The sequence below is a fragment of the Acetobacter pasteurianus subsp. pasteurianus LMG 1262 = NBRC 106471 genome (assembly GCF_000285275.1).
In the GTDB taxonomy this organism is placed as follows: domain Bacteria; phylum Pseudomonadota; class Alphaproteobacteria; order Acetobacterales; family Acetobacteraceae; genus Acetobacter; species Acetobacter pasteurianus.
Genome location: NZ_CADO01000036.1, coordinates 1 through 11,146, shown reverse-complemented (window position 1 = coordinate 11,146; position 11,146 = coordinate 1). Strand labels below are relative to the sequence as shown.

Here is an 11,146-nt window from a genome sequence, read left to right as displayed (position 1 = left end):
TGAATTCTACAAAATGACCCGAAATTGCCTCAAGTGTGAGAAATCCGCGTCGATGGCCTGCATCTGGTAGTCGAGATTGGGCTCAAAGTGCAGTTTCATGGCGAGCCCCCTTACAAGCTGCGCACGTTCTGGATGCCGTGCTGCTCCAGAATCGCGGCGAGATTGGTTTTGGCCACGTCGTCGGCAAACGCGCTGTCGCGGAATACGCAGGTGATATCTCCAGCGGCTGCCAGTTTCGTGTGCCAGGCGATGATGCCCTGAGCCAGTGGCTCTACCTGCTCACGGGTGATCTTTTCGGCCAGGCAAGCCAGCAGCACGCCGCCGCCCACGGCATGCACATCAAGCCCTTCGATGTTGCGCTTCTCGATGGGCACGCACAGGTCGAGGCCGAGCTTGAGCAGCAGTTCATAGAGTACATCGGCCTCGCTGCGGCCTTCGAGCAAGTGATCCTGATGAGCGAATAGTGTGGCCTCTAGGTTATCAGGCTTCGGGTTCCAAGCGCGGATATTGGAGCTGTCGAGTTTGAAGGTACGAAAACCCGTGTCGCACTGCGAATCTGGGTGATCGGCTTTGACCTTAGCACCAGCACGGCGTAAACGCTCTTTAGTCAGCTCTGCAAGAGTGCGATTCTTTCTAATAAAGTCGCAATAACTTGCTGCACTTTTCTGTTCCTTAGAATTAATATCCAAATACTCAGGCAATTGGACCAGAATAAATCTTCGATTTGAGCGATCAGTAATATTCTGAATAATTACCGCCTCCCCAGTAGAGCCAGACCCTGCAAAGAAATCTAGAATCAAATCATCCTTTGATGTCGCAATTCGAATCAAACGAGCAATTACATCCACATCCTTTGGAAAATCAAATACACTTTGCCCCATCAAAGCACTAAGAATTTTAGATGCAGCTCTACGGTCTTTATAAAAAACTGAAGATGGCGACCAGGTTTCTGTGTGATGCAGATATCGTTTGTATTGAATGCGGTTTTCTTTTGATTCTGGGTAGAGCAAGAGCCCTTCTTCATCCAACTTTCTCATGGCGTCGCGATCATAGCGCCAACCATTTTCAGGGGGCTGATAGCCTTTCCACTCAAACGTAAGATTTGGCCTAGGATTTGGACTGGAAATATTATCACCGTACCAAATCCCCTTGCCGTCAATAAATTTATAGTGCGAATGCTCTTTGGCTTCCGCCCCTTCCGGCAAACTCTTAAACCAACGCTGAAGTTCTTTTGATGCAGCACCAAAGTCATCTCCGCATATCTTTTTTATTTCGCTTACCTTAGCGTAGATTTCCTCCAGCCCAGATTTTTTGTCCCTCCACCTAACATCCAACTCCTGAAGAAGTGCGGAGTTTTTTGCATATACGACAATGTAATCATGCCCGATTGAAATGCGTCGAGAGTCATTCTTCCTTCCTCCTTCCCAAATAAATACTCCCTCAAAATTCTCTTCCCCAAATATCGAGTCAAGAAGAAGCCGCAGGTTGTTCACTTCTGAATCATCAATTGAAACAAAGATGAACCCATCGTTTTTAAGAAGATTTTTTGCTAACTTCAATCTCGGATACATCATGTTCAGCCAGTCAGTATGAAACCGCCCGCTGGCCTCGGTGTTGCTGCTGATCTTCTGCCCGCCTTCGATTTGGCCGGTCAACTCCAGATAGTTCTTGATGTTGTCCTGAAAATTGTCCGGGTACACAAAATCCTTGCCGGTGTTGTAAGGCGGGTCGATGTAGATCAGCTTGACCTTGCCGGCATAGCTTTTTTGCAGCAGCTTGAGCACTTCGAGGTTGTCGCCCTCGATCATCAGGTTCTGGGTGGTATCCCAGTCCACGCTTTCTTTGGGGCCCGGGTAGGGGCGCAAGGTGCCTGTGCTGGGCGTGAGCGCCAGTTGGCGCGCGCGACGCTTGCCATGCCAATTGAGGCCGTACTTCTCGTCGGCATCGGTGAGGCTGGCATCGCCCACCAGTGCCTTGAGCACGTCCACATTCACCGCCGCACCGCCCGCGCCCTCGGTAATCAGTTCCGGAAACAGCGCCTTGAGTTGCTCGATATTGCCCGCCACCAAGTCAGCGGACTGGGCTTCGGGGCTGGCTGCCGTGAGTTTTTCCATGATCTTCTCCGTCATTTATTCAATCTTCAAAGCTGTTGTTGTGCGGCGGCCAGTTCGGCCTGGAGGCGCTTGAGCGTCAGGTTCAGTTCCACCTGATGCGCCAGTTGTTTTTCTTTGGTCGCCTCGGCCCGCAGGCGACTGATTTCGCCTTCCAGCCGCTGGCAATCAATCAATGCCTGTCGTCGCGCCGCGGTCTGTTCGGGTGTTGCAGTGGTTTGATAGATTCCTGTCCGTCGCGCTGCGTGCAGGGCCTGCACGCATACGATCCAGCCTTCATAGAGGGCATGTAGCGAAGCTTGGGGCTGACGCGTAATCGCAAGCGACTGCATGAAATCCCGCTCGATGCCGGAAGCCTCCTTCGCATCAGCTCCAGATGTGCCATCGGCTGTTTGAAACAACGCGGCCGACACCAAGTCACCGTCGAGCACGACCTTGTCTGCTTCGTTCTGCGCCCAGCGCTTATGCGCCAACGAAAGGATCAGTGTCGGCTCATCTACCAGCAGCAACAGCACTGGATAAGGCACGGCCCGGTGCACCAATTCGGCAAGGCGTGAAAGGCTGGCTGGCTTGATGTCCCCGCGCAAGGTGACGGCCAGTACCGCGACCTCCAGATATTCGCGTTGCATGTCGCAGTAATCAAGCACGCCGACGGTGTTGGGCTTCAGGGCAGCCAGCCACTGAATGTCTTCAATCGCCTCGTTGATCAAGCGCTTGTCAGACGCCGTAGGCGCACCGTTCTCCAGCAACAGCTTCTTGGGCACACGCTGCCCCACCCGCGCGCTATCGGGAAGACACAGGGCACTGACGATATCCGACCAGTTCATGAGGAGAGTGCCGCTCCAAATGCCTTGACCGTTTCTTCGCTGTCGTGCCCGGCAATGGCTTTGCCCATGGCCTGCTCGATCAGCTTCAACAGTGCGGTAGCGCGTTGGCAGATAAACGCGTCGAAGTCATCCGAGCGCAGCGCAGGCACCGGAATCACGTGGGAGAACAGAAACTCGTCCAGGCTATCGGGGGCCACCTGCTTGGCTTTCTGGATGCGGGCAAGGTATACGCTGGGCGCATCCCCGCTGATGAAACGATTGGTGCCAGCGGCCAGAGGGGCCTTGTTGACCACGCTGTTCCATTTCTCCTTGGGCAATTTCTGCTTTTCGCACCAGGCACGGGGGAACACATGGTGGATGTCGATGGCGTTGTTAAAGTAGGTGTTGAGGTCGATCGGCGTACCACTGACGAAATCCCGACCACCGTGTTTCATGAGCAAGGCGGCCAGCCCCTTGTAGGCGGCTGCGAGGCGGCTTTGCAGGGACAGCAGGCGCGTCGGTGCAAAGTTGGCGTCGCGCACCGTGCGCGGTTCGCTGCCGCCTTCGACCCAGGCGACCACATCCTGGATGTCCATGCCGAAACGGGTTTCGTTGGCGCCGCCGTACAGCTCGCCCAGAACGCCGCTCCAGTACCAGCGCAGCAGCTTTTGCTTGACGCCATGTTGCGTCGTGCGGTCTGCCAGATACGCACAGATGGCCGACAAAGGGACAAGCTGCGTGGCATACGGCAGGCTTCGGTCATCGAAGATTTTTTCCTCTGCCAGCAATTCGGCAGCCCGCTTGAAGCCTTTCTCCAAATCGGCTTCCAATGCCTTGAAGTCCGCCAGCGGCAACTTCAGCACGTCGGCGCGTTTGCAACTGACGGATGTGCCATGCGCTTTGTGCCGCCGATAGCTGGCCAGCAGCGTGACTGCGGTGAGAAAGCTGGTGCCATCCACCGCCGTGAGCACATCGTGCTTGGCGGTCAGGCGCTCCTGCCGCGCATCCCAGTCATCGCGCAGGTTGAATTCATCCGCAGCGAAGGTGGCGGTCATCAACTCAAACACCGTTAGCGTGACACCGCCGGTATTGACCTTCTCGAAGACTTGACACACGGCTTCGCGTGGCGTGTCCTGGGTCAGTTCGATGGCGGGCACCTTGAACTGTTGGAAGCGCAGCCAGATGGCTTGATCAAAGCGCATCAAGAACATGGTCGCCTCAGGGTTCTGTGCGTGGTGCTGCGCGAACCCCATCTTCCAGGTCATGTAGCCTTCGGCATCAAACAGAAGGGCGACTGGGAACAAGCGCTGGGCAAACTGCAATTCAGGCGTACTGACGTCCAGATCGACCTTGCGGCCAAAGTCAGAAGTGAGCTGTAGCGTCTCCGGCACCGAGAGAACAGATTCTTCGCGGTCTGCCGATTCGTCCAAGCATTGGGCCATGTCCAGGAAATACAGGCGGCGAATGCTCGCGCCTTTCTCCGTGCGTGTCGGCACCGGCTGACCACTGCGCAGCGCCAGGTACATGGAGGTCAGGCGTTGCTGACCATCAAGCACCAGGGTCTTGGGAGCAGGCGCAGGCTGCAAGTTTACGCCGGCAAACAAGCGGGGCTTGAATGGCACGCCGCCTGCTTCCAGGAACATCACTGCGCCAATCGGGTAGGACAGAGAGAGGCTCGCGATCAACGACCGGATATGGTTGTCATCCCACACCCAACCGCGTTGGAAGTCAGGAAGCTGGATTTGTCCCGATGCAATTCCATCGAGGACATCTTTCAATGCAGGTTCGGCGGTGCGAAAGCTCATGCTGGTCCTTGTAATCAAATACTTTGCTGATCCGGCAGCACAACGAGGAATGCCACCACCTCAAAGTCGCCGCTGCTGGCGAACTCGCCTTTCATGGCGTGCGTGCCACCGGGCGTGAACAGGCTGGCCACGGCCCGTTCCTCTTGCTTCCCGGCGACGGAGGCCACCGCCGCAGCGAGCAGCTTCTGGGCGTGGCGCATGTCTTCGCCACCTTTGGTTGCCTTGTCGAAGCGCGCGCAGGCACTGTCATCCGGCCGTTCGCGCCCCAGTGCCAGGCGCTTGAGGCGATCAAGGATGCGCTTGGCCTGCGGGTATGGCAGCAACACGGTGCCGTCATCGCCGACATGCACCAGGTAGTGCGGCGCGAGCGGGTAGTCGGACGTTGTGGCGGGCTTTGCTGCGTGGAGGCAGAAGATCACGCCGGGCGGAATGTCGGCATCCAGCGTGGTGGTAACTGCATAAGCACCCAGCGGCTGAGTGTCCAGCTTGCCAGGCTGCGTTTTCAGGAACTGCGCCAGGTCGATACGAAAGTCCGTCAGGGTGAGGTCGGTGATCGCCACGCCGGTAGACAGGTCTTCCATGTCGATCACCGTGTCCTGCAGCTTGAGCAGTTGCTTGCGCCGGTATTCCAGATCGTTCATAGCGTTGCCGGACTGCTGCTCGATCAGGTTTTCTTCACCAGTGGCCGAGACATCGAGCAGCACCATGCGGCCGCTTACGCGCTGCTCCAGGTTGATGTATTCCTCCAGCTCCATGTTGGGCCAGAAGTTCACGAGCTGGATGCGCTGGTTGGGCGAGCCGATGCGGTCAATACGCCCAAAGCGCTGGATGATGCGCACCGGATTCCAATGGATGTCGTAGTTGATCAGCCAGTCGCAGTCTTGCAGGTTCTGCCCTTCTGAGATGCAGTCGGTGGCGATCAGCAGATCGATTTCGCCTTCACCCGCCAGGTCTTGCGGGCGCTCCTTGGCGCGCGGCGCGAAGGCCGAGAGCACGTTGCCCATGTGCTTACTTAAACCCGGCATGGTGGTTTGAATGCCGGCGCTGCCTGTGACGACCGCCGAATGCATACCCAGCGTATCCCTGGCCCAGAGGGCAAGTTGGGCGTAGAGATAGTGCGCCGTGTCGGAGAAGGCGGTGAACACGATGATCTTGCGGTTGGCTTTGCCATCGTGGGTGTTGATGGGCTGGGCGCATTTGCGGGCAATCATGTCGCGCAAGGCTGCCAGCTTGGCATCGCGCGCGCCATCCACTTGGCGCGCTGCCGCCAGCAGGGTCGCCAGGCGGTTGCGGTCTTCCAGTAGGTCCTGCTTCCAGCGAATCAGATCCACATCGCCCAGCAGCACCTTGACCTTGCGGCCGACCAGCAAGGCCTCGAACGCTGGGTCGTCGATATCGACGTCGGCAATGTCGATTTCCTCTAGCGCTTCGGCATGGGATTCGATGCGTGCCAGCGTGTTCTCTACATCCTTGAGTTGGCGCTGGACGGTCAGGGTGAAGGCCGACACACAGCTTTCCATGCGTTTGAGCACGTTCACGCGCAGCAGGTGGATCAGGCTTTCTTCACGATCTGCCTGCCGGAAGAAACCTTCGCCGCCACGCACCTGGGTGTTGTACTTGACGTCGTAGGCCGCCTGCTTGTGGGGCAGCACATAGCGCAGCGGCGCGTAGCTGGCGAGGGTGAGCCGACGGATTTCCTGGTTGATGTCGCGGATGGCACGGAACTCGCCCGCAAGGTCTACGTCGGCCTTGATGTTGATGGGCGGCAGTCGGTCGGGGAAGCGGCCGGTCTCGGTGGTGCCGTAATACTTCTCCACATGCCGCCTGGAGCGGGCAATGGTGAGATGGTCCAACAGGGTGAAGTAGTCAAAACCCAGCATCTCCACCAACTGGGTGGGGGTCTTCTCAGCTTCGTCCAGTGCCAGCCAGCGATTGAATTGCGCCTGCGCCTTTCGGGTCGTGGCCTTGATGCTGGCGATGCCATGTTCCATCAGGGCGGCGTCATCGCCTTCAGTGGCAAAGGCAATCTGGTTGCGCAGGTCGGCCAAGCGATTGTTCACCGGTGTGGCGGAGAGCATTAGCACGCGGGTCTTAACACCTTCACGGATGATGCGTCGCATCAGGCGGTCGTAGCGCGATTCCTTGCCCTTGTGCGTGGCCTTGTTGCGGAAGTTGTGCGACTCGTCGATCACTACCAGGTCGTAGTTACCCCAGTTCACATGAGACAAGTCGATATCACCCGACAGGCCGCCATCACGCGACAGGTCGGTGTGGTTGAGCACGTCGTAGTTGAACCGATCAGCCGCAAGGATGTTGCGCTTGTCGTTGGCCTTGTAAAGCGTCCAGTTGTCGCGCAGGCGTTTGGGAGCTAGCACCAGCACGCGGTCGTTGCGCAGCTCGTGATACTTGATGATGGCCAGGGCTTCGAAGGTTTTGCCCAGCCCCACGCTGTCGGCGATGATGCAACCACCAAAGCGGCTCAGTTTGTCGATGGCACCCACCACACCGTCGCGCTGAAACTTGAAGAGCTTCTTCCACACCACGGTATTGCGAATGCCGGTGGCGGACTTGACGATGCGCTCCTCGTCCATCTCGTCACCGCTGCCCTGAAACAGGCGATGCAGCATCAAGGTGTAGATGGTGAAGGGATCGCGGTGCTCACCTAGGGCCCGCAGTGCTTCAACGATGAACTCAGTCTCGTTGCACTGGCCTTTGGCGTCGGTGGCATCAGCACCGTGCAAGCCTGTCCACTGGTGATCAAACCATTGGGCAAGCTGCGCGGCTTCGTCGGCCGTTTCTGATGCCTGGATCAGGTTCAGCGGGTTGCCCGGCGTCAGGCCAAGGCCAGACGTGTTGAAGGCAAAAGAACCCAGAATCACTTGCGCAGGAGCCCCGTCCGGCCCGCGCATAACGGCAGCCCCCTGTGGCACCCCTTTTGATGCCCGCCGAAGCTCCACTTTCTCAGTGATCCATTTCGCGCATTGATTGGCCAACCAGCGTGCCTGCAGACGATTGCGCGCAGCGCGATCACCCTCAGTACCCAAGAGCTCAAGTGCCTCGTTATCAGAAGGAACGATCAATTGGACTCGATCCAGAGCGGACAACGCCTCCCGAATTTCTTCAAAGGCGTAGAGAGAAAAAGAAGGCGTTACACAGTCGAGTCGGTTGCCGTGCTTGAGGTGGGGCCTTATCAAGTCGATGACGCGCTGTGTTCCGGAGTTTTGGATTAACTTCATGGACACCGTCGCTTACTTCTGACTAATTTTTTCGCGAGGCTTAATCACCCCAGCATACTTGTAGAGCGTGGTACGAGAGATTCCGTACCGACGCGCCACTTCCGAGACCTGAATGTCAGGATCGCGTAAAAGGGCTTTGATCTCCCTAACTTGCTTCTCCCCCAACTTTGGCTTGCGCCCACCGACCCGACCTCGGGCACGAGCGGCGGCTAGGCCCGCATGCGTTCTCTCTCGAATCAAGCCACGCTCGAATTCGGCCAGCGCTGCGAACACATGAAAAATCAGCTTGCCCGCCGCGCTGCTGATTTCGATCTTTTCTGTCAAGCTTTCGAAGCCGATGTCATGCCGCTCAAGATCGGTCACAATTTGCACCAGGTCAGGCAGGCTGCGCCCGAGCCGATCCAATCGCCACACCACAAGTGTGTCCCCTGCCCGCAGAGCCTTGCGGCACTGTGCAAGCTCCGGCCGCGCCGTATTCTTGCCACTGGCTGCCTCTTCGTAAATCTCGCCGCACCCAGCCTGCCGGAGCGCATCGCGTTGAAGGTCGAGGTGCTGATCATCAGTCGATACGCGGGCGTATCCTATGCGTTGATTCATGGACGCATCCGGAACATTGAAAACTTGACGGCGATATTAACACTAGCGGACGGCTTTCACGACGGTAAAATGCGTCATTCTTGGATGTTCCGAAAACCACCGTTTAATGAATATTTGAAACTTATTTCCAACCTGTCCGCTATGCGGAAATCAAATCGCTATGTCGCATGTCTGGCATGAGGCGTAAGCAGACCGGCAGTTAGGAGGAACCGGGGGGAGAGTTTTCAGTTCGAACCCGCATAATGGTCTGCCGACTTGTAGAGAATTTTCTGGCGAGTGCGGACACACTCATACCCTCCGCCAGGTCCTTGAGGACGCATTGCCTATCACTCTCTGATAGTACGGACGGCCGTCCGAGAGTTTTCCCTTCGGACTTTGCTCGCCTGAGACCGGACTGTGTCCGCTCGATCAACAGATCCCGTTCAAACTGTGCAACAGCATTCAGAACCTGCATCGTCATTGTGCCGGACGAGCTGGTCAGATCAGCACCGCCAAGAGCGAGGCAGTAGACCTTCACTCCCATGGTCCCCAGCATTTTAACAGTGGTGCTCACATCCATCGCATCGCGACCAAGACGATCAAGCTTGGTTACGATCAGAATATCTCCAGCCTCCAACCTATCCATGAGCCGGGCGAAGCCACGCCGCTGCGCGATGGAGGTACTTCCGGAAATTGTTTCGGTAACGACCCGACGCGGCTCAACCCGGAAACCGGCTGCTTCAATTTCCTGAATCTGGTTTTCAGTCGTTTGCCCGACTGTTGAGACGCGAACATAGGCAAAGGTGCGTGGCATAGGGTTCATTTCGTCCGAATAGGATGTCCGAAATATGAACTATGTCCGGAACACTGTAAAGGTAATTTACGGACAGACCGTTCTTCCCCTGTCCGTAAACGATCGTTTTCGGACAGGAGGAACTTATGGCAATGACGCATAAAATGACCTACATTGTAAATATGACCTCGACTGAGGTCTTAACCTTATGGTGCCGGAGATCAGTAATATGATTCGTGTCAATGTTATGCCGAATGGCCGACTTGTCCTGCCGGTGGGTCTGCGCAAGTCACTTGGCGTCGAAAAAGGCGGCCAAGTCATGGCGGAGATCGTGGACGGGGAGGTTCGGTTGATAACACCCGATGCCTCGCTTGATCGAGCCAGAGCATTGTTCCGAAAATATGTCCCGGCCGGGACCTCGATTGCCGACGAAGTCATTGCTGAACGACGCGCAGAAAATACGCTGGATAACCATGACAATAAGGTGCAGCGCTGATGCCGATTTGCGTCATCGACACGTCCGCTGTCTTTGCGGACCTGAACGAAGAAACGGGAGCTGAAGAAGCTCGGCGCTGGCTGAGAGATGCAGCCATCTCCGCCGTTAACCTGCAGGAAATCGTTTCTAAGGCTGTTGATAAAGGCGTCCCGGCCGAAGGAATATCCGAACTTATCGCAGCTCTGCGCCTAGACGTGCGGCCTCTTGATCACAACCTGGCTCTGACGGCCGGATTAATGCGCGATGCAACCAAGCGGGTCGGTCTCAGCCACGGAGACCGCGCCTGTCTGGCATTAGCTAAAAAATTGGATCTCCCTGCGGTCACGGCAGATCGGGCATGGGCTGAAATTGCTGAAGCAATCGGCGTTGAAGTGGTTCTCATTCGATAGACTTACTGGTTGTAAATCTTGTGTAGGTTTTCTGTTCCGCAGCCACCCAAACCCCGGGGGAGCTGCTAGAAAAAGCGGACCTACCGCTTACGCCCTCATGTCAGACATAGAAAAGAGCCAAACAATGCTCCGAAAGCGGACGTTATCTCTAGAATTAAAATGCTGAGATCTCCGAGTTAACTCGTTATTTTATTATTGCCACGAACGAGCCAATAGACGATCCCCAAGGCCAGGATTGCCGCCGAGAGTGCCAGAACCTCCATGACGTCGAGGCCGCTGAGATCCAGGACAATAAATTTGCGAACGGTCGCCATCATACCGATGAGAAGGACGGACCGCATTCTGACCATGCTGTGCGAGGGTGTGTCGGGCGAGACAAGAATAGAGTGTTTGAATTCCAGTGCAATCAGGACTGTAAAAAACAGACCAAAAAGGCTCTGTAGAACCACAGGATTGGTCGGGGAAAGGGTTGCTGTTCGGAGCATTTCAAAAACGGCGTATAGCACATGTATGAGACCAAGGGCCGCGACGACCATGATGCCGAGCGTAAGAACCAGCATAGCGATCTCTTCAAAAAGATCGAAAATAGAAGAAATCTTCTCAAATCCTGGTATGTTTTTAATCATAGCCTTTGCCGTCCTTTTTAGCCTATGTCTGCGTAGTTAGAAACCTAATACCGCATCAGCTGGAGACCCGCAAAAATTGGTAGCGTTTGGACGGCTATGGTGATTCATTGAAGTTACGCGATCACGGAGGCCTGCCATGGATCCCAAGTCCCTGTTCAGTTTGAGCGATCACCTTGATGCCTTGAGCAAAGAGGGCGATCCGCTTGAGGTTTTGCAGGAGACGGTGGATTTCGAGTATTTCCGGGCGTGGCTGGTCGACGCGGATTTCTCACACTTGAGGCAATTTCGGGTCATTTTGTAGAATTCAG

General features: G+C 56.0%; 10 protein-coding genes. 3 read left to right on the top strand and 7 right to left on the bottom strand.

From position 1 onward, the window contains the following. Positions 1–110 precede the first annotated feature (110 nt). The 6 genes from APA10_RS08420 to APA10_RS08395 all read right to left on the bottom strand — a co-directional run bounded on the left by APA10_RS08420 (position 111) and on the right by APA10_RS08395 (position 9,348). The gene (locus APA10_RS08420; protein ID WP_035367495.1) at positions 111–2,114 is read right to left on the bottom strand and encodes a site-specific DNA-methyltransferase; all 2,004 of its coding nucleotides are present in this window, start codon (positions 2,112–2,114) and stop codon (positions 111–113) included. 26 nt (positions 2,115–2,140) lie between these two features. Next, positions 2,141–2,938, bottom strand: a complete 798-nt coding sequence (locus APA10_RS08415; RefSeq protein WP_035367492.1) for a DUF4391 domain-containing protein — start codon at positions 2,936–2,938, stop codon at positions 2,141–2,143. Continuing rightward, complete coding sequence (locus tag APA10_RS08410; RefSeq protein WP_035367491.1) at positions 2,935–4,722, bottom strand: DUF262 domain-containing protein; 1,788 nt, start codon at positions 4,720–4,722, stop codon at positions 2,935–2,937. Before APA10_RS08410 ends, APA10_RS08415 begins: the two co-directional genes overlap by 4 nt. A 14-nt stretch (positions 4,723–4,736) precedes the next feature. Beyond that, entirely contained in the window at positions 4,737–7,958 is a 3,222-nt protein-coding gene (locus APA10_RS08405; protein WP_035367488.1) for a helicase-related protein, read from the bottom strand. 12 nt (positions 7,959–7,970) lie between these two features. Continuing rightward, on the bottom strand, positions 7,971–8,555 hold the full coding sequence (locus APA10_RS08400) for a recombinase family protein (RefSeq protein ID WP_035367486.1): 585 nt from the start codon (positions 8,553–8,555) through the stop codon (positions 7,971–7,973). Positions 8,556–8,754: 199 nt separating this feature from the next. Continuing rightward, positions 8,755–9,348, bottom strand: coding sequence for a recombinase family protein (locus tag APA10_RS08395; RefSeq protein WP_035367484.1), 594 nt, complete (start codon positions 9,346–9,348; stop codon positions 8,755–8,757). 208 nt (positions 9,349–9,556) lie between these two features. On the opposite strand from APA10_RS08395, the gene APA10_RS08390 reads away from it, so the two are divergent. Both APA10_RS08390 and APA10_RS08385 read left to right on the top strand, forming a co-directional pair. Further along, entirely contained in the window at positions 9,557–9,823 is a 267-nt protein-coding gene (locus tag APA10_RS08390) for an AbrB/MazE/SpoVT family DNA-binding domain-containing protein (RefSeq protein WP_016738498.1), read from the top strand. Then, a complete protein-coding gene (locus APA10_RS08385) occupies positions 9,823–10,212 on the top strand; it encodes a PIN domain-containing protein (protein ID WP_011251552.1) in 390 nt (129 codons plus the stop codon). The genes APA10_RS08390 and APA10_RS08385 overlap by 1 nt, the downstream gene beginning before the upstream one ends. A gap of 176 nt (positions 10,213–10,388) precedes the next feature. Here the strand turns inward: APA10_RS08385 and APA10_RS08380 are convergent, their stop codons facing one another. Continuing rightward, positions 10,389–10,838, bottom strand: coding sequence for a phosphate-starvation-inducible PsiE family protein (locus APA10_RS08380; protein ID WP_035367481.1), 450 nt, complete (start codon positions 10,836–10,838; stop codon positions 10,389–10,391). A gap of 136 nt (positions 10,839–10,974) precedes the next feature. Here APA10_RS08380 and APA10_RS08375 point away from each other — a divergent pair, with 136 nt between their 5' ends. Next, positions 10,975–11,139, top strand: coding sequence for a hypothetical protein (locus tag APA10_RS08375; RefSeq protein WP_250697675.1), 165 nt, complete (start codon positions 10,975–10,977; stop codon positions 11,137–11,139). Positions 11,140–11,146 lie beyond the last annotated feature (7 nt).